Source organism: Akkermansia sp. N21169, assembly GCF_029854675.1.
Lineage (GTDB): Bacteria > Verrucomicrobiota > Verrucomicrobiia > Verrucomicrobiales > Akkermansiaceae > Akkermansia.
On record NZ_JARWNC010000038.1, the window covers coordinates 136,739 to 157,022 of the forward strand.

At 49.5% G+C, this 20,284-nt stretch carries 15 protein-coding genes, 1 tRNA gene and 1 other RNA gene; 11 read left to right on the top strand and 6 right to left on the bottom strand.

The features are described 5' to 3' along the window. Positions 1–60 precede the first annotated feature (60 nt). On the top strand, positions 61–882 hold the full coding sequence (locus tag QET40_RS07100; protein WP_280126477.1) for a thymidylate synthase: 822 nt from the start codon (positions 61–63) through the stop codon (positions 880–882). A gap of 18 nt (positions 883–900) precedes the next feature. Then, on the top strand, positions 901–1,407 hold the full coding sequence (locus QET40_RS07105) for a dihydrofolate reductase (protein ID WP_280126478.1): 507 nt from the start codon (positions 901–903) through the stop codon (positions 1,405–1,407). Positions 1,408–1,613: 206 nt separating this feature from the next. Here the strand turns inward: QET40_RS07105 and QET40_RS07110 are convergent, their stop codons facing one another. Further along, the gene (locus QET40_RS07110) at positions 1,614–1,865 is read right to left on the bottom strand and encodes a helix-turn-helix transcriptional regulator (protein ID WP_280126479.1); all 252 of its coding nucleotides are present in this window, start codon (positions 1,863–1,865) and stop codon (positions 1,614–1,616) included. 256 nt (positions 1,866–2,121) lie between these two features. Between QET40_RS07110 and QET40_RS07115 the strand changes: the two genes are divergently transcribed. Then, complete coding sequence (locus QET40_RS07115; protein ID WP_280126480.1) at positions 2,122–4,047, top strand: alkaline phosphatase family protein; 1,926 nt, start codon at positions 2,122–2,124, stop codon at positions 4,045–4,047. Between the two features lie 102 nt (positions 4,048–4,149). Here QET40_RS07115 and QET40_RS07120 read toward each other — a convergent pair whose 3' ends face one another. After that, positions 4,150–5,439, bottom strand: coding sequence for an aminotransferase class I/II-fold pyridoxal phosphate-dependent enzyme (locus QET40_RS07120; RefSeq protein WP_280126481.1), 1,290 nt, complete (start codon positions 5,437–5,439; stop codon positions 4,150–4,152). Between the two features lie 401 nt (positions 5,440–5,840). Between QET40_RS07120 and QET40_RS07125 the strand changes: the two genes are divergently transcribed. From QET40_RS07125 to QET40_RS07140, 4 genes are read left to right on the top strand one after another with little or no spacing between them, the layout of a single operon-like run. After that, the gene (locus QET40_RS07125) at positions 5,841–6,389 is read left to right on the top strand and encodes a GtrA family protein (protein ID WP_280126482.1); all 549 of its coding nucleotides are present in this window, start codon (positions 5,841–5,843) and stop codon (positions 6,387–6,389) included. Next, positions 6,386–7,627: an NAD(P)-binding protein gene (locus QET40_RS07130; RefSeq protein ID WP_280126483.1), complete on the top strand. Its 1,242-nt coding sequence runs from the start codon at positions 6,386–6,388 to the stop codon at positions 7,625–7,627. Before QET40_RS07125 ends, QET40_RS07130 begins: the two co-directional genes overlap by 4 nt. 2 nt (positions 7,628–7,629) lie before the next feature. Next, entirely contained in the window at positions 7,630–8,364 is a 735-nt protein-coding gene (locus QET40_RS07135; RefSeq protein WP_280126484.1) for a glycosyltransferase, read from the top strand. A 6-nt stretch (positions 8,365–8,370) separates the two neighbouring features. After that, complete coding sequence (locus tag QET40_RS07140) at positions 8,371–10,368, top strand: hypothetical protein (protein ID WP_280126485.1); 1,998 nt, start codon at positions 8,371–8,373, stop codon at positions 10,366–10,368. A 24-nt stretch (positions 10,369–10,392) separates the two neighbouring features. On the opposite strand, the gene QET40_RS07145 is transcribed toward QET40_RS07140, so the two are convergent. Beyond that, on the bottom strand, positions 10,393–11,961 hold the full coding sequence (locus QET40_RS07145; protein WP_345783064.1) for an alpha-isopropylmalate synthase regulatory domain-containing protein: 1,569 nt from the start codon (positions 11,959–11,961) through the stop codon (positions 10,393–10,395). A gap of 196 nt (positions 11,962–12,157) precedes the next feature. Then, positions 12,158–14,332, bottom strand: a complete 2,175-nt coding sequence (locus QET40_RS07150; protein WP_280126487.1) for a RecQ family ATP-dependent DNA helicase — start codon at positions 14,330–14,332, stop codon at positions 12,158–12,160. Positions 14,333–14,525: 193 nt separating this feature from the next. On the opposite strand from QET40_RS07150, the gene QET40_RS07155 reads away from it, so the two are divergent. Together QET40_RS07155 and ssrA are read left to right on the top strand one after the other, a co-directional pair. Continuing rightward, positions 14,526–14,602: transfer RNA gene (locus QET40_RS07155), tRNA-Arg, on the top strand. A gap of 87 nt (positions 14,603–14,689) precedes the next feature. Next, positions 14,690–15,051: a transfer-messenger RNA gene (ssrA, locus tag QET40_RS07160) on the top strand. 110 nt (positions 15,052–15,161) lie between these two features. Here the strand turns inward: ssrA and QET40_RS07165 are convergent. Then, complete coding sequence (locus QET40_RS07165; protein ID WP_280126488.1) at positions 15,162–17,579, bottom strand: glycoside hydrolase family 95 protein; 2,418 nt, start codon at positions 17,577–17,579, stop codon at positions 15,162–15,164. Between the two features lie 353 nt (positions 17,580–17,932). On the opposite strand from QET40_RS07165, the gene QET40_RS07170 reads away from it, so the two are divergent. Together QET40_RS07170 and QET40_RS07175 are read left to right on the top strand one after the other, a co-directional pair. After that, positions 17,933–18,232 (top strand): DUF2089 family protein, encoded by a 300-nt coding sequence (locus tag QET40_RS07170; protein ID WP_345783059.1) that lies wholly within the window; start codon positions 17,933–17,935, stop codon positions 18,230–18,232. A 30-nt stretch (positions 18,233–18,262) separates the two neighbouring features. Then, the gene (locus tag QET40_RS07175) at positions 18,263–18,577 is read left to right on the top strand and encodes a hypothetical protein (protein WP_280126490.1); all 315 of its coding nucleotides are present in this window, start codon (positions 18,263–18,265) and stop codon (positions 18,575–18,577) included. Between the two features lie 56 nt (positions 18,578–18,633). Here QET40_RS07175 and QET40_RS07180 read toward each other — a convergent pair whose 3' ends face one another. Next, positions 18,634–19,884 carry a Gfo/Idh/MocA family oxidoreductase gene (locus QET40_RS07180; protein ID WP_280126491.1) on the bottom strand — a complete coding sequence of 417 codons (1,251 nt, stop codon included), beginning with the start codon at positions 19,882–19,884 and terminating at the stop codon, positions 18,634–18,636. Positions 19,885–20,284 lie beyond the last annotated feature (400 nt).

Genomic DNA, 20,284 nt, shown 5'->3' on the forward strand with positions numbered 1-20,284 from the left:
TGCCTTTCTCGATGGGATTCCATATCATCTGCTTACCAAAAAATAAAGAACCTTTTCGTCATGCGGCAGTATTTGCAATTATTAAACGATGTCCTGGAAAACGGCGTCGGTCGTGAAGACCGGACCGGTACAGGTACGATCGGCGTTTTCGGACGTCAGACCAGGTTCGACCTTCGAGACGGCTTCCCGTGCTTGACAACCAAAAAGTTGCATCTCCGTTCCATCATCCACGAACTTCTTTGGTTCCTCCAGGGAAGTACAAACATCAAATATCTTCACGACAACGGAGTGACGATTTGGGACGAGTGGGCAGACGAAAACGGCGATCTCGGCCCCGTATACGGCGCCCAGTGGCGCAGCTGGGCCGCTCCGGATGGACGGTCAATCGACCAGATTGCCAATCTGATCCGTTCCCTGAAAGAAACTCCCTGGTCCCGCCGCCACATTGTTAGTGCGTGGAACGTGCCTCTCGTGAACGAGATGGCTCTTCCTCCGTGCCATACCCTGTTCCAATTCTGCGTGATCCCGGCCCAGGCCGCGCGTGGAGAAACCAAGCACGGACTTTCCCTCCAGCTCTACCAGCGCAGTGCCGACCTGTTCCTCGGCGTGCCTTTCAACATCGCATCCTATTCCCTCCTTCTGATGATGGTGGCTCAGGTGTGCGGCTATGAAGCCAGGGAATTCGTCCATACCTTCGGAGACTTGCACCTCTACAACAACCACTTGGAACAGGCTCGCCTTCAGCTGACGCGGACGCCCAAGCCTCTTCCCGTTATGAAAATCAATCCGGATGTCCGGGATATCGACGGTTTTTCCTATGAGGATTTCGAATTGACCGGCTACGATCCCTTCCCGGCCATCAAGGCTCCGATTTCCGTCTAACAATTACCCCGAAAACCTATGATAAACCAGGAAACGATGGAATCCCTGAAAAGCGGGAGCGGTTTGACATTCTCTGCCGTTGTCGCGATGACTCCTTCCCGGGTTATCGGGAAAAATGGCGGCATGCCGTGGCATATGCCGGAGGATCTCAAGGTCTTCAAGCGGCTGACGACGGGACATCCCATCGTGATGGGGCGCAAAACGTTCGATTCCCTTGGCAAGCCCCTCCCGAACCGCCAGAATATCGTTCTGACTCGGGATTCCTCCTGGTCGGCAGAAGGAGTATTGCGCATTTCCGCGCTGGAAGACGTTTTTAATTTGGATTTGATGGACAGGGAAGTGTGCATTATCGGCGGAGCCCAGATATACGCCCTGTTCATGCCCCTGCTCGACACTCTCTGGATTTCAAGAATTGCTGCGGAATACGACGGCGACACATTCTTCCCGGACTTTGAGGGGGAATTCCCTCATGCGGAACTTATGGAGATCTTTTCCGGTTTCCAACTGTGGAAATACACCCGTTGAGTTTTTACTGGTCTTCTTCCAGCGTTTTCTTTTCCATACAGCATTCTATGCAAAAAAGAAGGGCTGTCTCATTCGGATTTTTCAATCCTTCGTGAGACAGTCCCTTCAACATGTTCGCTGCCAAATGGCAACGCAGGTTATTTTTTTGTTTTTATTCACGCCCTGAATGGACAATATTGTTTTTATAACCGCGCTTCCTACCAATCTCAGGATTCAATGACCGGCACTTTCTGAAATCCGTCTTCGATAGCGCGGAGAGTGTCGATCTGGGCAATCGACGGCAGCGTGTACGAATTCATCCATTGGAAAACGGTCATTCGCGTTACCTCTATTCGGTCGGCGATCTCTTGGAGTGTAATCCCGTGCGCTTTGCCGTTTTCCACAACCATCCGGACGAGCTTGTCCGGAGGAATTATGTCGCCGTTGTCAGTTGCTACAAGCTTGATATAGTGCGTCATCGTATCAGAGGGTTAGCAACAGAGGCGCATCCAGAGCCTGTGCTCTCGGATGAGTTTCTTGTTGCGGTTACACAAACCGCATGTCCATTTTGTAGGAGTAGATGGATAAAAGGGATTGGGCATTCGGAACAAGTAGATGTGGGATCGTGATCAGTAGAGGAATGAGGGGAATTTTGTTCTTTGAACGACTAACCGCTTACTTGTGTCAAAGGGACGACCGGGAAAGGAATTGTCCTTTTTCCGAAGACTACCTATTATGAGGCTTGACCATTACTATTACCTGAGGCGCGTCCTGCCGTTTTTCGCTTTCTTCGCGGGGATTGAGGTCGTAGAAACTATTATTACGACTTTGTTGGAGGCGGGGAACGTAGACTGGGGGGTGTGGGCTGTGCTCAAGACGTTTGCCGTCTTTGTTGTGGAACTGGTGATTGCTTTTTTGTACTGGATGGTTCCTTATTTTCTTTATCTTCTCGTTTTGCCGCAGAAGAGGCATGGTGGGAAGTTCGACCGGGTGGCGACGTGTCTGTTTTTCGCCTTTTTCCTGGGGTTGAGCCTGTTTGAAGAAATTGCCGAGGGATTTTTCTGGGACGAATTTTCCTCGACCTTCAATTTCATAGCCGTCGACTATTTGATCTATACGAAGGAGGTGATCGGCAATATTTACCAGTCCTATCCGATTATTCCGATTATGAGCGCCCTGGTCGTGGTGGTTGCGCTTGTGACGTGGCTGATGAGGAAGTCTTTGGTACCTTCTTCTCCGGCGCCGGGGTTTTGGAAGCGTTTCTTTCATCTGATCGGTTTGCTGCTGCTCTGCGGACTATCCTTCGTATCTTTCGATACGAAGGATACGGACATGACCGGAAACCGGTACAATACGGAGTTGGCCAAGGACGGGATGTACAGCCTGTTTAGCGCATTCCTGAAGAACGAACTGAGTTACAAGGAATATTATCCGACGACAGACGAGCGTCAGGCGGCCGCGTTTCTGCAGAAGGAATTGAATGAACCCGGGACGGTATTTCTGGCTCCGGAGACGGGCAGCATCGCCCGTACGATCCACAATCCGGAGCAGGAGATCCATCCCAATGTTGTGATTGTGGTGATGGAGAGTATGGGGGCCGAGTTCCTGCCGGAGAACCGGAAGGACGGCCTGATCCTGACGCCGAACTTGAGCCGTCTGGGAGCGGAAGGCGTTTTCTTCCCGCATACGTATGCGACGGGGACGCGTTCCGTCCGCGGATTGGAGGCGGTCAGTACGTCCATTCTCCCGTTGCCGGGCATGGCCATTCTGAGGAAGGAGGGAAACGAGAACCTCCAGACAGTGGGTTCGATTTTTCAGCAGAAGGGGTACGAGGACAGGAAATGGATCTACGGCGGCTATGGGTATTTCGACAACATGAATTATTATTTCGGGAACAATGGATTCGAGGTGCTGGATCGTACGACGATGGACGACAAGGACATTACCCATTCAACGGTTTGGGGGGTGTGCGATGAAGATTTGTTCCGCCGCTGTATTCAGGAGGCGGATCGTTCTTCCGCGTCCGGTAAGCCGTTCCTGCAGTTCGTTTTCACGACGTCCAACCACCGTCCGTATACCTATCCCGATGGCAGGATCGATATTCCGTCCAAGACGGGAAGAAACGGAGCGGTGAAGTATGCCGACTATGCGGTTGGAGAGTTTATCCGGCAGGCAAAGATGAAACCGTGGTTTGACAATACGGTTTTTTTGTTTATTGCCGATCATGGTGCGGGCAGTGCCGGGAAGAAGGATCTGAATCCGGAGACGCACCTGATTCCGCTGATTATCTATGCTCCTTCTCTCATCAAGCCCGAACGTTACGATATGCCGATCAGCCAGATTGATGCCTTGCCGACTCTGCTCGGTCTGCTAAATTGGACGTATGATGCCTCGTTCTACGGCAAGGACGCCCGCAAGCCCGGTTACCGCTCCCGTTACTTCATCAGCAATTACCAGAACATCGGGTACTGCCGGGGGGACGGGATGATCGTCCTCAAGCCGGTGAAGGAGGCTCATTACTATAAGAACGGAGAACCTGTTCCGGCGGATGCGCAGGCGGAGGAAATGCTCCAGGAGGCGATCAATTATTACCAGCATGCCAGCGGATGGAGGAAGAACCTGCCGGTTGCGAGTCTTCCTGCCGCCCGCGAGAAAAAGTAAACGGGATGTGAGCTCCTGCGCGAGAGGAGGGGACTCCCTACAAAAAACCATGGGACTGATAGATCCCATGGTTTTTTATTCCGTAAATTGTTTGCGCCGCGATTACTTGATGGCATCCAGAGCCTGTTGGAGGTCGGCGATGATGTCTTCGGCGGCTTCCGTTCCGACGGAGAAGCGGATGAGATCCGGCTTGACTCCGGCTTCGAGCAATTGCTCGTCGGAAAGCTGGCGGTGCGTATGGCTGGCGGGGTGCAGCACGCAGGTTCTGGAATCCGCTACATGGGTGACGATGGCGGCCAGTTTCAAGCTGTCGATGAACTTGATGGCGCGTTCACGGCCTCCCTTGATGCCGAAGGTGACCACACCGCAGGATTGACCGTTACGGAATTGCCTTTGGCTCAGTTCATGGAGGGGGCTGGAAGGCAAGCCGGGATAATTGATCCAGGCGACATCGGGTTGTTGTTCCAGGAACTCGGCCACTTTTTGTGCATTCTCGCAATGGCGCGGGACGCGGAGGTGGAGGGTTTCCAGTCCGATATTGAGCAGGAATGAATTCTGGGGTGCGGGGATGGAGCCGAGGTCGCGCATGAGCTGAACCGTGGCCTTGGTGATATAGGCTCCTTTGCCGAAGCTGTTCGTGTAGACCAGACCGTGGTAGGAGGGGTCGGGCTCGGTCAGCCCGGGGAATTTGTCCTTATGGGCATCCCAGTCGAAGTTTCCGCTGTCGACGATGGCACCGCCGACGGCTGAAGCGTGGCCGTCCATATATTTGGTGGTGGAGTGGGTGACGATGTCGGCTCCGAAGTCGAACGGACGGCAGTTGATCGGCGTAGCGAAGGTGTTGTCTACGATCAGCGGTACGCCCTGACTGTGAGCAATGTCGGCCATCTTGCGGATGTCGAGGACGTTGAGGGAGGGGTTGGAGATGGTTTCGCCGAAAAGGAGTTTGGTGTTGGGACGGAAAGCCTTGAGAATGTCCTCGGCAGGGGCGTCCTGGTCGACGAAGGTGACTTCAATACCCATTTTCTTGAGCGTGATGGCGAAAAGGTTGTAGGTGCCCCCATAGATGGCGGATGTACTGACGACATGGTCGCCGGATTCGCAGATGTTGAAGATGGCGTAGAATGAGGCGGCTTGGCCCGATGATGTGAGAATGGCGGCGATGCCTCCTTCAAGCTGGGCGATTTTGGAGGCGACTGCCTCGTTGGTCGGGTTCTGGAGGCGGGTGTAGAAGAATCCGGCTTCTTCGAGGTCGAATAGCTTGGCCATCTGTTCGCTCGTTTCGTATTTGAACGTTGTGCTCTGGTAGATGGGCAGGACGCGGGATTCACCTTTTTTAGGTGTCCAGCCGGCTTGGACGCAAAGCGTTTCTGGACGGAGTGGCTGATTCATGTTTGTATAATGATTCGGTGTTTCGGAGGAGGAGGCGGGCCGGTTCGCGTAGCGAAGGCGCAGAGCCAGTGCCGTTCGTAGGAGCTGATACTAGAGGGGATGGGAACATTGTCAAGATCAAGGCGGAACGCTTGCCGATGCCTATCCAATAGTCCGAATGTTGTGACGATTTTATAATCCGTATGCAACATTTTTTTCACCCTTCAATGGTAAACACTTGCTGTCAAGAATTGTGACCTATTGGCTTCTTTATTGATTTGTATTATTATTTATATAATATTAATAATAAGTTAATTATGAGTAATTATTACGGATTATAAATCCGCTATAACTATCCCGCGGGCGGTCGTTCTGCCGCGTCATGTGTTAACTGAATTCCGGGAGGTAATTCGGACAGGTACATGAGACTTACTCTTGTTGAAAAGTTAGAGATGAGCATTTTGAAGAAAAACATCCAGGATGTACTCGCGAATAATTCAAGTCTCTACAAATTTATTGTAGTTGGTGTTGCTTCTTCTTCCGTGCATTGGTGTATTTCATGGTGGATGTATTACCATGTAATTTTCGGAATGACTCTGGTGGCAACATTGTCGGGTTACAGCGGAGGATGGGTGTGTTCTTATATAGGAAATAGATTGTGGAGCTTTAAAATACAGGCTGTTCATACAAGTATTAAAGGATCTGTTTTTCGATTTATAATAAGCCAGTTTGTCGCTGCCATCGTGTTGCTGTCGGCCACATGGATTGCCCAGCAAATCCTAATTCTTTATTTTGACTGGTATATTTTAACTAACCAGGTGGAAAGGACGGATGCTTTAGTTCGTTTTTGCAGGGGAGCTTCCTATCCCCCTTCTTTATTGAGCGGAATGTTTTTTGCCGCTGCTGCCTCCTATCTGATGAGCCGTTGCTTTGTTTTCCGTAATTATCATCTATCACATTCAGAAGTATGAATATTGCTGTAATCGGAGCGGGAGTCTCCGGATTGTCAATAGCCCGCATGTTATCATCCGGGAATAAAGTCAGGGTTTTCGAGAAACAGAGCCGTCCCGGAGGATTGATCAAATGTACCATGGAAGAAGGCAATCTTTATCATTTGACAGGAGGGCATGTATTCAATTCCAAACGTCAGGATGTGTTGGACTGGTTTTGGAGTCTATTCAACAAAGAAACTGATTTTATTCCTGCAAATCGGAATGTAGCGATTGCTCTTGATGATACCCGTATTATTGGAGCTCCCGTGGAAAACCATGTTTATCAGCTGGACTTATTAACACAAGCATCCGTCATACGGGAACTATTGGAAATTGCAATGAACCCGCCTGCGGCAGTCAGTAATTTTGACGATTTTTTAAAAAGTCGGTTTGGAGAAACTCTCTATCGAATTTATTTTGGTCCTTATAATCGTAAGATTTGGAGAAAGAGTTTAAAAAATGTTCCTCTGGAATGGATGGAAGGCAAGCTTCCCACGCCGTCAATTGAGGATATTTTCATCAGTAATATTAGCCGCCAGGGAGAAAGCAACAGCTTCGTCCATAGTTCATTTTTTTATCCTAAAGTAAATGGATCTCAATTTATTGCGGATACGCTTGCAGAAGGATTGGATCTATCTCTCGATACCGATGTTACCGAGATTGTCAAAAATGGGAGCCGATGGGTAATTGGTGATGAGATCTTTGATAAGGTTGTTTTTTGCGGTAATATCAAAGTGTTGCCTTCTCTTTTGAAGAAGAGCGGCATAAGGATAAATGATGCAGAAATTCAAAAACTGGAGTATCACGGGACAACGTCCGTTCTCTGTTATGTGGATGCCAATCCGTACAGTTGGATATACATGCCTGCTGATGATCATGAAGCCCACCGCATCATTTGTACCGGAAATTTTTCTCCTCTGAACTCTCAACCCGGCAGGATGTCGGTTACCATTGAGTTTTCATCTGTATTGGGGAAAAATGAAATATTGGAAAATTTAAAGAAGATACCTTTCTGCCCAAAATATATTACCCATCATTTTGAGGAATATACCTATCCCATGCAGAACGGTATGACGAGGGAAGTCATTCAACAGGTACGCGAAGTTGTGGAACCGGAAGGCTTTTATCTATTGGGGAGATTTGCCGAGTGGGAATATTATAACATGGATGCGGCGATGGGCTCTGCTCTTGATTTAAAGAAACGGATTTTTTCTTGAATATGAAAACTGCAAATTATGGAATAGCCATTCCCATGGCTAATGAAGAAGAGGGTTTTGCCTCATTTATTGAATCTCTTAAGGATGCTTTGGATAATGTCCCTGGAGGTAAAGTTTATCTTGTTGTTGATCGAGCTTCAACAGATTCCACCCCTGACTTGTGTTCACAACTTGCTCAAGATGATTCCCGGTTTGTTTATGTGTGGGCTCCGGAAAACCGTAATGTCGTGGATGCCTATTTGAGAGGATTCAAGGAGGCGTTTCATGCCGGACACGATTATATTGTAGAAATGGACGGCGGAGGGTCTCATAATCCGGCCGCATTGCCTGCGTTTATCCGTGCGTTGCAGGAAGGGAATCAGTGTGCGTTCGGATCTCGTTATATTAATGGAGGCTCTTTGAACGATTCTCCTTTGAAACGCCGTGTTTTGTCAAAATTCGGTTCGTTTCTGGCACGGGTATTGCTAGGATGCCCCATGCGGGACGTGACGAGTGGGTATGAAGCTTTTACTCGCCCTATAATGGGTAAAATACTTTCGTATTCTCTCAGATCAAAAGCTCATTTTTATCAGACGGAACTACGTTATTTGCTCAGGAAGAGTGATTGGGTCGAGGTTCCGATTCACTATGTTTCTCCTTCACCGCGTGTCTCGCAGAATGCGATTAAAAATTCGTTGCAGTGCCTGTTTTATTATACCTTCCGCAGGTGGTCGGGTAAAAAAGACATCATCCGATAATTAGTTATGTTCGACTATTTGAAAAAACATGGGTTTCAGGCGAAAGCTATTGTTTTGTTTTCGTTTCTGGCTGCATTTTTGCCTCTAAGTTCCTATTCCCTATTTTTGCCGTGGATTATTATAGGAGTTATTTTTGTTTATAGGACGTCTTTTGTAGAGGATTCTTTGAACTATTTTTCAGGCGAAAGAAAAGAATTATGGATCATCATATGCCTGGCTTTGATTGGCTCTGGTTTGTATGGTATTGATATATACGGTCGATTTTTTTACCTACCTCTGAATAACGCTGGTGAAGGAAGTAGGATTGGGATTAGGATGCTTTCCCTGCTTCCAGATTCAATATCAATCCATATGCTAATTTCGAAGCTCTTCTCTCTTGGATTGGGGGCTTGCTCCGTACCTGTTGCCATTGTCATAGCAGGTATTTTTGAAGGTATACTACAGGGGAGGTACTGTAATCGTGCACCAATGGGGCAGAATATTTTTGCCCGGAGGAATGGATTTGCCATTCAGACGAGTATTTTTATTGCGGCTGTTGTTTGCATTGTTTCCTTTTCCTATTTATTTGGATATAGAATCAGTCCTGATTCTTGCGGATATTTGCGCGAGGCACAGACTTTGGTTGATGGGCATGGCATGCACAATGATTTTGCAGCCGGGGATCCCGATTCCTGGTTTACATGGTGGCCAGTGGGTTATCCTGCTTTAATCGCGTTCTGCTCATTATTGTTTCGGGTACCGGTGTTACTTGCATCTGTCATTCTTTCTCTCGTGATTCTTGGGTGTATTTTCCTTCTATATTGGAAGAGATTTAGAGATGCTTCATGGGCTTTTTGCCTTTTGTTTGTAACTCCTTTTTCTTTAATGATATTTTCTCAAACATGGTCGGAACAGCCGTTTATTCTGGGATTGGTATCATTCTGTTTTATTTTCTCCGATATTATGGAATGCAGGACGCTCGAAGTACGTAAATTTGTTCTTTTGACTTTATCAGCCTCCCTAGTCATTTTATCGCGCTATATCGGATGTTTTATTACCGGTGTCTTGTGGATGGGTGTTGCGCTACAGTTTTTGATTTATATTAAAGGAAAGAAGAAAAATAATGCCAAGGCAACCATAGGGCTCTTTCTATCAGCAGTAGCGACGAGTATTCTGGCTTTCGGGTATATGTTACTCAATGTTGTGAAGTGCGGTTATGCGACAGGGCTGGAGAGATTCCCGGCGCCGGAATCTATTTTTACTCTTTTTAAAATGCTATTGTATTCCACATTGGCTGAATTCCAGAATAATTTATATATTTCATCCAGTGCGATTATCTTGCCAGTCTTGTTTTTATGTGCATGGGAAATTGCAAGGAGATCCCGCAAGGTGACTTATGAGAAATTGATCAGTTTTGCCGAAGAAAATGTTCTGTCCCTGTGCTTTTGTTGTGTCGGTTTGATCTATTATGCTTTGATCGTTTATTCTCGTTTTACAACGTATTTTGATACTTTAGGTTTCAGACTTTTACAACCGGCTACCATTCTTGTCGCATCCGGAGTTTTGTCTTACCTTATCAAGACGAATGCTGGCAGGAATATATGCGATACTGTCGTGAATCATAAAAAATATACAATTGCCGTAATTTTGTTTTTTATCTGTTCTATAATTGATCCTGTCCAATTATTCAGATCCGTTCGCGCTGGAACATCCTATGCGAAAATGGAACATGGTTTCTTGTTAAAATATCAGGATATTTCCTCCGGATCTTGTGTCTTATGGGCTCCTGACTATATCAAATTTATCCGTCCGGATTTATATGTTTCTAAACCTCAATATTCTCCATTTTTCCCTTATCCTCAAAATCTATCCGAGTTCGAGAAATCTTGTAAGAAATATAAGGCTGTGTATGTGGATGTGGAGACAGCCAAGAAAAGTATGAATAATAATTATCATCCATCCGTGCAGGAACATTTCAAGATGTTCCTCAAGGATGACGAAACCGGATTGAAGCGGTGGAAATGATGAAACTTTCCCCAACCGCCTCTGTCAATAGTAGGCAGGTTGCGTATCGTCTGGAGAGTGGAAGTCGTTTTGGAGGCCGGACCGGTCGGAGTGCATGGTTTCGATCTTGTTGAGCATTTTGATGGTGGCCTTGATGGCTGCTTCCGTTTGATCGGGGTCGAGCCCGCGCGTGCGAAAGGCTTCTCCCCTGTATTCCCATGAGATGAAGGTTTGGACGATGGCGTTGGTTCTCCCGCCTGGCGGGATATTGACCGAGTAGTTGGTGAGGCGGGGGAAATCTCGCTTGAGCTGGTTTTTGTAGATCCGTTTGAGGGCCTGGACGAATGCGTTGTACTGACCGTCGCCGGAGGAGGTTTCCTGATATTCGCGACCGTTGATGAGGATTTTGATGGTGGCGACGGGTTTGAGTCCTTGGGCTAGGGAGAGACTGTAGTTGAGGATGCGGACTTGTTCTTCCTCGCGATCCTGCTTGAGAACATCGGCGATGATGTAGGGGAGGTCTTCGGCGGTGACGACTTCTTTTTTGTCGCCGAGTTCGATGATTCTGTCCGTGACTCGACGCATGGAATCTTCGTCCAGCTGGATGGAGAGGGCCTCCAGGTTTTTACGGATATTGGCTTTGCCGGAGAGTTTTCCGAGTGCATACTCGCGGACGCGGCCGAAACGTTCCGGGAGGAGGTCGTTGCAGTAGAGGTTGTTTTTGCTGTCTCCATCGGCATGGATGCCGGCGCACTGGGTGAATACGTTGGCGCCGATGACGGGCTTATTGGAAGGGATGCGGATGCCGGAGCAGCTTTCCACGATGCGGCTGATGTGGTTAATCTTTTTCTCCACGGCACGGCAGGAAACGTGCAGTTGATCTTTTAATACGGGCAGGATGCTGGAGAGAGGGGCATTTCCCGCGCGTTCTCCCAAGCCGTTGATCGTGGTATGGAGGCCGCTGATACCAGCCTTGACGGCGGCGGCGGCGTTGGCGACGGCCAGGTCGTAGTCGTTGTGCGGATGAAAGTCGAAGTACAATCCGGGGAAGGAGGCTACGATTTCTGCGCAGAAGTCATAGGTGTTCCACGGGTTGAGTACGCCGAGGGTATCCGGCAGCATGAAACGGCGGATGGGGCTGTCCTTCAAGGATTCCAGCATGCCGTGGACGTATCCGGGTGAATTCAGCATGCCGTTGGACCAGTCTTCGAGGTAAATGTTGACGGCGATACCCATGCGTTCCGCCATGTCGATGTTGCGGCGGATGTCGTCCCAGTGTTCTTCCGGTGTTTTCTTCAGTTGGCCTTCGCAATGTTTCAGGGAACCTTTTGTGAGCAGGTTGACCGTGCGGCAACCGGAGTTGAGGATCCAGGCGAGGGAGATGCCGCCGTCGACGAAACCGAGGATTTCCATGCGATCCAGACAGCCGAATTTATCTGCCCAGGCGGTGATTTCACGGGCGCCTTCCATCTCTCCCTGAGAGACGCGGGCGGATGCGATTTCCAGGCGGTCGACGTTCAATTCCTTGACCAGCAGACGGGCAATACTCAACTTTTCCTTCGAGGAAAAGGATGTGCCCGATGTTTGTTCTCCATCGCGCAAGGTGGTGTCCATGATCTCAATGACGCGTTCGCCTTGGGGCATATTGGATAAATCCGGCATAGCACACGCAATTTCTCAGGACTTTTCCTTGAGCGCAAGACCAATTACCGTGCATGATGGGAAGAATGGCGGTAGCGGGTGGAGGACTGACCGATATGTACGCTTTTCCAAGGGCCTCATCGAAGGAGGAACGTTCTGCAAAGAATGTTCAAACTCCTTCGTGCTCTGCGATGAGTTCGAGGAAATCGTCGAGGTATTTGTCCGCCTTGCCGGCGCCGATGCCGTGGATGTTCATAGCTCCTTCGCGCGTAGTGGGTTTGAGTCGTGCGAGGGCTTCCAACGTGCTGTTGTGGAAAACCATGTAGGGGCGGAGGTGGTATTCTTCCGCCAATTCGCGACGGAGATCCTTGAGTTTCCCGAACAGTTCTTCGTCGAATACCCCGAAGTCGGGACGCGCATTGTTGAAGCGCGGGCGGGTGGGGCCTCCTCGCGTAGAGGCCGCAGACGGAGCAAGAACCCGGGCGGGCGTTTTGCTGCGCGCCAGAGGCCAGATCATGCGGACGGGTTCCCGCCCCATCATGGCATCATGGCCTCGTTTGCTGATGGTGAGCATGGGGCGTTCCGCCCCGCAGGTGCGGAGGTAACCGGCTAATTTCAGTGATTGGAAGAGTTGTTTGAGGGCGTCTTCCGTCATGTCGGAGAGGATGCCGTAGGTACTCAGGCGGGGCAGGGATGTTTTGAGAATATCCTGGGTTTTGGCGCCCTTGAGCATTTGAATGATCTTCACCTTGCCCCAGCGTCCCTCCCATTGACCATCCCGGTTGCGGTAGGATGCCCGGGCGATACCGCTGAGAGCTTTACGGACGATTTCCGTCTCCTGCGGCCCCAGTTCCTCTGCGGTATAGCCGTCCATGCCGGCACATTGGTCGCAATGGCCGCAAGGTTCGGAGTCTCCTTCGCCGAAGTATTGGAGAATCCATTGCTGGCGGCAGCCGTCGGAGTAGGCGTAGGAGGTCATGGCCTTGAGTTTGTCGCGGTCACGGTTCTCCTTTTCAATAATAGCCTGGGCGTCGATATTGATGTGCTGGGCACCCCATTCCGGATGGAGGATACGCGTGCCGCGGATGCGTTGTCCTGGGACATCGAAGCGTTCGATGGCTCCGGCCCGGGCGAGAGCCGCCAGAGCGGAACCGACGGACATTTCGTTCTTGCACTGCATTTTGGTGGCGATTTCCTCCATGCTCCACAAAAGCTCGTGAGTTTGGGCGTCGCAGAACTTGCGGAGCATTTCGTACAGGTCGACAATGAAGACGAATCCGGGGTTGGCCCCTTCGATGAAGAATTCCTGTGTTCTCAGATCGGCGTGGTTGAACAGCAGGTCGCAACTGGCATCGTCTCCGTCACGTCCCGCCCGTCCTGCTTCCTGATAGTAGGCTTCAACACTGCCGGGAATTTCAAAATGGGCGACGAAACGGACGTCGTCGCGGTCGATTCCCATTCCGAAGGCGTTGGTGGCGACGGCAACATCGGCTTCTTTGGATATGAATTTGTTCTGAGCCTCCTCCCGGGCATTGTCATCCATGCCGGCGTGGTAGGCAATGGCATTGATTCCAAGGTTACAGAGTTCCTCATAGACGAGTTCCACTTTCTTGCGGGTGGTGCAATATACGATACCCGTCTTGCCGGTGCGGACGATTTCGTGGAGTTTTTTGAATTTCTCCTTGTTCGTATCGCAGGGTGTGATGCGGAAATGGAGATTTTCGCGAGCGAACCCGCGTACAATCACTTCGGGATCATGCATCGGGAGATGGGAAAGGATGTCCTCGCGGACTTTCGGAGTAGCCGTAGCTGTTAGGGCAAGCAGCTGGGGATTACCCAGTTCGTTCATGGCGTAGCCCAGTTTTAAATAATCGGGGCGGAAGTCATGTCCCCATTGGGAGAGACAGTGGGCTTCGTCGATGGCGACAAGATCGATTTCCACTTCCGCCAGCGCACGCCTGAATCCCGGTTGTCCGAACCGTTCCGGAGCCACATACACCAGTTTGTAGAGTCCTTCCCGCATTTTGTGGAGGCGTTCCCGTTGTTCCTGCATGGAGAGGGAACTGTTGATCATGGTGGCGGGTATCCCTTTTTGCTCCAGGGCATCCACTTGATCCTTCATCAATGCAATCAACGGGCTGACGACCAGAGTTACTCCTTCCCGGCAGATGGCAGGCAATTGATAGCAAAGGGATTTCCCGCCACCCGTCGGCATCACGACCAGGGCATCTTTGCCCTCCAGAACAGCCTGGACAACCTGATCCTGGCCTTCTCGCAACCCGGAAAAGCCGAAATAGGTTTCCAGGGCAAGCAGGGGATCTCGGAGAACGCGGAACTCATTCATAATACGTCCCACCTAATTTGCCATATCCTCGGAAAACATGGAAGTCGAAACCCCTTCGCCTTGCGCCATCAAGGAGGAAATAAGGAAAAAGATGAGAATTTCTAATAATTTTTTCCGTTTACTGCTTGACGAAAATCAAGAACCGTGTATATTCCTCTCACCGCTTCGGTGGTACATGATGCAAATCATAAAAGCGCCCGTAGCTCAATTGGATAGAGCGTCTGACTACGGATCAGAAGGTTTGGGGTTCGAATCCCTACGGGCGTGCCATTTGCACCATGAAGACACGGAATCCTGCCTTACGGACAAAGAAGTTCGAACAAAGGGCAGGTTTTTTTGTCTCAACATACATAACGTGGGGGCGCCTTGGTTTCGACTGGAAGTTTGAGGTGCCGGCTGCATGTGAAGGTTGATCAGTTGGCCTTCTAAAAAGCTGATCAAAAAAATAAATGCAGACTCTAACGAGCTCGCACTGGCTGCCTAATTAACGCGGCCTCGTCCGATCACCAACGCCTGCTAGGTGGGAAGACGTCATAATCAGCAGGCTGGTGCAAAGCGGGGTTGCCGCGCCGCGCACGAGATTTCCACAGGCAACTGGCGAGCCTCATAGCTGACGCATGGCGGAGAGGACGCGAGATTGCAGCAATATGCGTCTGAACATGGAGATGCCAGCACCAACGGCATTCAGGACAGGGGTTCGATTCCCCTCGCCTCCACCATTTATTTTAATCCCCGGCGTCTTGTGATAAAGAATCCGGGGATTTTTTGGTCAATGTCAAAATGAATGAGAACCGTTATTTTTCAATCATTCTTCCTTTTCGGAAGCCATTTATCGAACTGGCGGCAGTTTCCCGGTTTCGACAGTCTCCACATTTCCATTGGTTATAACCTTTACTTTTTGAGGGCTAGGCGAAAAAAGCTCCTTCTTCGTTACTTTTCCGTTTTTCCATTCAAAGTTGACGGTAATATTCCCTCTTGCCTTGAGTCCCTTGACACTACCCGACGGCCAGGCAGCCGGTAGTGCGGGCAAAAGAGAAATTTCTCCTGGATTATGCGACTGAAGCAGCATTTCTGCCATGCCCGCCGTAATTCCGAAGTTACCGTCCATCTGCATAGGAGGATGAGTAGTCAACATATTGTCCAGCATATTATACTGGATCAGACTGGAGATCATTTCATGAGCCTTGTTCCCTTCCTGAAAACGAGCCCACAAGGCCGTACGCCAGGGCCACGTCCAGGATCGGCGGCTGTCTCCTGATGTTCCTCGCCAAAGTAGTGATTTTTTTGCGGCTGCCGCCAGTTCGGGGGTTTTCTCCACACTGATCTGGTTACAGGGGTAGACGGCTAGAAGATGTGATGTATGGCGGTGTGCCGTTCGGGGATCACGGTCTATCATCCATTCCTGAAGATTGCCTTCCCGGCCTATTCTATGATCAGCCAGGAGGTCTCTCTTGCGAGCTAGCTGTTCCGCCCATTCCCGGTCTACATCCAATATTTCCGCCGCTATAATGGTCATGTCGAAAAGATTTCTTACCAGTTGCTGGTCGTGAGCCACACCATCTTCCCGAGGACCGTGTTCGGGCGACCACGTATCCGGAGCAACTAGCGTGCCTTTTTTAATATCCTTCAATTCCGGATACTGAGATACATCCAGCTCTTTTCCGTTCGAGACAAGTCCTTTGCCATGTTCTCCGAGTTCCTTCAGATGGTCTTCCCAGAACTGGCAGATTTGCTTCATCATAGGGTAAGCTTGTTTTCTGAGATACGTATTATCCTGAGTGAAGGCGTAATGTTCCCACATATGGCAGGCATACCAAGAGGAACCGGGAATGTTCCACGCCCAACCATGACCTCCGAAAGGATTCTGGCTGAAGGCAACCGTCCATCCTCTCGCTGGAGTTCCCCCCTGATTCTTGAATGTCTTTTTTGTCGCTTGGATACTGGGAAGCGTCATGGCCGTGAAGAAATCCAACAGAGATGTCTGGCACTCCTGCAGATTGGTGGGACCTGCCAGCCAGTAATTCATTTGTATATTGATATCGCTGTGGTAGTCACAGGCCCAGGCCTGCTGTACATGGTCGTTCCAGAGCCCCTGTAGATTAGCAGGGAGCGTTCCCGGACGGGAACTGGACATTAGTAGGTACCGTCCGTATTGGAACAAGGTCTCTTCCAACTCCGGATCCTCAGGTTTATTTTGATAAGCCTTTATTCTCTCATCCGTCGGCAGTGACGCGACAGATGGATCCGTTTTACCCAAATCTAGTTTGACCCGGTCAAACAGGGACTTGTGATTTTTGATATGAACACTCTTCAATTCATTCGGCAACTTTCCTGCGACCTTGTCCAGATAGTTCTTATTTCGTTGTCCAGGAGACATCCCTTTCCAATTTTTCTTGAAATCCATTTCGTAATCTGTCGCTAGAGAAATAATAATGGTCACCGAATCGGCTTTTGACAGATCCAGATAAGGAAGTTTCTCCGTTTTCATGACAGGTTTGTTATTATCGTAAGTTACTGTTACATTTGCCTTAGCGCCTTTGGCGGCAATCTGCCCACCCTGGTTCAGAACAACAGCCCGTCCCTCAAAGGCCATACCGTTTTTCAAGGTGCCGGCCATAATCAATTCATTTCCCTGAGCCGCCATTTTTACCGTATGATTCGGTTTGAACATGAATTTGGCATCTAGACGACCGGGGGAGCTAGCTGTACAAGTCATTACTATTACCTGATCTGGAAAACTGGCAAAGACTTCCTGTTTATACTCTACGCCATCCTTGGTATAAGAGGTCCGAGCGATGCCGTCGTCCAGAGAAAGAGAGCGGGTATAATTACTTGTTTCTCCCGATGAAGCAAATTCGATTAAAAAATCTGCAAAAGGCTGGTAACATCCAAACTGATCTTGTCCCGACAAGGGACCGTATTCATACCCCATAGAAGGGTTTTCCCCACCGCTCCAAAAGCTGATTTCGTTCAGAGCCAAACGTTCACGAACATCTCCTCCAAAAACCATGGCTCCAATTCGTCCATTGCCGATAGGTAATCCCTGTGATTCCCAGGCATTCCCTCTGAGCTGTTTCGGCTGTTGATAGTTTTTTGGATTTCCTTTCCAAGGGGTCCGTATCTCATAAACGTCCCCTGGTTTGTTAAACCAAAGACGATGTGATGCAGCCTGAACTCCTGCTGAGACGGAAACACCGGATACTGTGACCGATGCCATAAATCCCGCGATACATGACGTTATTTTCATAATGGTATTATTTGGTTATTTTCTCTATAGTGTAAAAACACACTTTAGAACAGTGGAAGATCAATATAGAGGGTTCACTCTAACTACGTCCTCAAATAACCGCGTTTATCTGCCAAATGATGGTAGAAAAACGTTAAATTTGAATAAATGTCTTATCTTTTCTTTCTTTCCCGCTGATTTGCTTTTGATCGTCAAGCCTATTATTTCATAAAATTCGTTCAATAGGCGAGTGTGGTTGACTCGGAGGGAAGATACAGATTTCTCTTCTGGCTCGTGTGATATTATATATAAAAGTTGACATGAATAATTTTCAATAGTATTTTAACATTATTAAATCAAATAAGGAAGATTTCATGCATATAATGTCGGATTGGTTCACGCATCTTGAGAATGAAGACATGAACTTCATCAAGCGGTTTGTTCTGTCTTCAGGATCATTGAAGGCTGTGGCGCAGCAATACGGGGTTACATATCCGACGGTGAGGTTGCGTCTGGATAGGTTGATTCAAAAAATCGAAGAGGCAGACACAGTTGAAATGAGAGATCCTTTCGTGATGCACATCAAGCAGCTAGCTTTGAATGAAAAGATCAGTTTGGAGGCAGCCAAGTCTCTGATCAATGAATATCATAAACATAAAACGAGAAAGGAATAAAATATGTGGTTCAATGAGACAACGGGGCATTTGATTGCCAATATTCTTGGAGTGTCGATCGGCCTTTTCGGTGGAATTTGGGGGACGATGACCGGAGTACTTGCTCCCAAAGGCAGGGGTCGAAGTTTTGTCCTGGGGGCGGCAAAGTTTTTTTTCACTGTCGGCGTCGTGTTGTTGCTTGCCGGCGGTGTCGCGTTGTTGACGGGACAACCTTATCATGTATGGTTTCCGTTTTTTATCTGTGGCTTTGTACCTGTTGTAGCGGTATCGTATACTTACAGGATTCTCAAAAAGAGATATACGCAATTGGAATTGAATAAGATGTATATTGATGACATGAAGTAATTGCCGTCTTGGGGACGATGAGGAAAAGAAATTTATCCCGGGACCGGGAATCCGGATCAGGATATGATGCCGAGAGGTTTTGTGGTTTTCCAGCCGTTTCGCGTGAAATCCGGGAACCGGACGGGCATGCCTCCATTCTCGACGGATTGCGCGGATAGAGGGCCGACGGCAGACCAGAATGCTCCTTCGTAGACGTTTTGATCCATGGGGGCTCCCTGACGGAGGCATTCGATGATACGGAACATCATGACGAAGTCCATGCCGCCGTGTCCTCCCATTTTTTGAGCCAGGTCGCCAACTCGTTTCCAGAGAGGGTGTTCGTATTGTTCGTAAATGGCATCCATGTCTTTACCCTGGATCCATTCATGATAGTTGCCCGAGCCGAGTTTTTCTCCGGCGACGCGAGTCGGAAACCCGGCAAGGGTGCCTGCAGTTCCCTGAATGAGGTTGAGACGGGAATAGGGGCGGGGAGTGGTTTCATCCCATTGGATGAGGATGGTACGTCCTAGGCCGGTTTGGACGATGGTGCTGTTCATGTCTCCGCAGATGAATTTGCCGGCATTCCATTTGTGATCCGGGGGGAGTTTTTTTCGGGCGAATTCGGCACGCCCGCGAGCTGGCGAAGAGAGGGAGACAAGGTGGCTGAAGGTGTCTTCTCCGCGGGAAAGATTCATGTATTGGGCGACGGGGCCGAGTCCGTGGGTGGGGTAGAGGTTGCCGTTGGTCAGTTCCATGTAGGCGGTGCGCCATGATCCTTCTCCCCGGTCAGTTTGGAGGAGTTGGTCGCGCAGGTTGTGGATGTAGGCGGCTTCTCCGTGCAGGAGTTCTCCGATGAGTCCCTGGCGTACTATGTTGAGGAACAGGAGTTCTTCTCGTCCGTAGTTGACGTTTTCCATCATCATGCAGTGCTTTTGCGTGGCTTCACTCGTGTCGATGAGTTGCCAGAGTTCAGCAACGGATGGGGAAAAGGGGACTTCCACGAAGGTGTGGGCGCCTCGCTTCATGCAATTGCAGGCGATGGGAACGTGGGAGGCCCAGTCCGTGCTGATGACGACAGCGTCCGGTTTGCACTCCTGCATCATGTTGAGGTAGGCTTCCGGTCCCTGTGCGTATTGCCGGGGAGTTTTGCCGGTTTTTTGCCGGACATGGTTGGCGGCATGGTCGACGAGATCCTGGTGAAGGTCGCATACGGCGACAATGTCCGTTCCTTCGATGGCACATGAGCTGGCAAGATGGGTGAAACCGCGGCTGAGGCCGATGAAGGCAATTTTGACGATGTCCAGTCGGGGTGCGCGGAAGTCTCCCATGTAGATGGAGCCATTTGGCCGGGGGGGGATGCGGGTCCTACGGATGGAGCCGAGCTTGTCGAAGCGACTCGGGCATGGGACGCAGGACTCAGGGCAAAGGCACTGGAGGCAAGCCCCAGAATTTGTAAGAAATGTCTTCTGGATGACGGTTTCATCATGGTGCTATTCACTGATATACGTGAGTTGCTGAAGGTGTCTTTCATTTGTGAACAAAGAAAATTTCAGTAAGACGTAAAACGTTGGAAATATAGTCACTTAAGAAGACTTCCTCTTGACACGAGTCGGTAAAGCAAAGATCATTAATGAAATGTGGGAGCAGAATATCCGTTCCCGGAAGTTTTCAGGATGAGCATTACGAGAGAGTAGAACAATGAACGGAAAAACGAGAGAAAGGACGATT

Excerpts from the sequence above, each read along its gene's own strand:
- QET40_RS07100 (WP_280126477.1), top strand. The coding sequence starts at position 61 with ATGCGGCAGTATTTGCAATTATTAAACGATGTCCTGGAAAACGGCGTC.
- QET40_RS07105 (WP_280126478.1), top strand. The coding sequence starts at position 901 with ATGATAAACCAGGAAACGATGGAATCCCTGAAAAGCGGGAGCGGTTTG.
- QET40_RS07110 (WP_280126479.1), bottom strand. The coding sequence starts at position 1,865 with ATGACGCACTATATCAAGCTTGTAGCAACTGACAACGGCGACATAATT.
- QET40_RS07115 (WP_280126480.1), top strand. The coding sequence starts at position 2,122 with ATGAGGCTTGACCATTACTATTACCTGAGGCGCGTCCTGCCGTTTTTC.
- QET40_RS07120 (WP_280126481.1), bottom strand. The coding sequence starts at position 5,439 with ATGAATCAGCCACTCCGTCCAGAAACGCTTTGCGTCCAAGCCGGCTGG.
- QET40_RS07125 (WP_280126482.1), top strand. The coding sequence starts at position 5,841 with ATGAGACTTACTCTTGTTGAAAAGTTAGAGATGAGCATTTTGAAGAAA.
- QET40_RS07130 (WP_280126483.1), top strand. The coding sequence starts at position 6,386 with ATGAATATTGCTGTAATCGGAGCGGGAGTCTCCGGATTGTCAATAGCC.
- QET40_RS07135 (WP_280126484.1), top strand. The coding sequence starts at position 7,630 with ATGAAAACTGCAAATTATGGAATAGCCATTCCCATGGCTAATGAAGAA.
- QET40_RS07140 (WP_280126485.1), top strand. The coding sequence starts at position 8,371 with ATGTTCGACTATTTGAAAAAACATGGGTTTCAGGCGAAAGCTATTGTT.
- QET40_RS07145 (WP_345783064.1), bottom strand. The coding sequence starts at position 11,961 with ATGGACACCACCTTGCGCGATGGAGAACAAACATCGGGCACATCCTTT.
- QET40_RS07150 (WP_280126487.1), bottom strand. The coding sequence starts at position 14,332 with ATGAATGAGTTCCGCGTTCTCCGAGATCCCCTGCTTGCCCTGGAAACC.
- QET40_RS07165 (WP_280126488.1), bottom strand. The coding sequence starts at position 17,579 with ATGAAAATAACGTCATGTATCGCGGGATTTATGGCATCGGTCACAGTA.
- QET40_RS07170 (WP_345783059.1), top strand. The coding sequence starts at position 17,933 with ATGCATATAATGTCGGATTGGTTCACGCATCTTGAGAATGAAGACATG.
- QET40_RS07180 (WP_280126491.1), bottom strand. The coding sequence starts at position 19,884 with ATGGGAGACTTCCGCGCACCCCGACTGGACATCGTCAAAATTGCCTTC.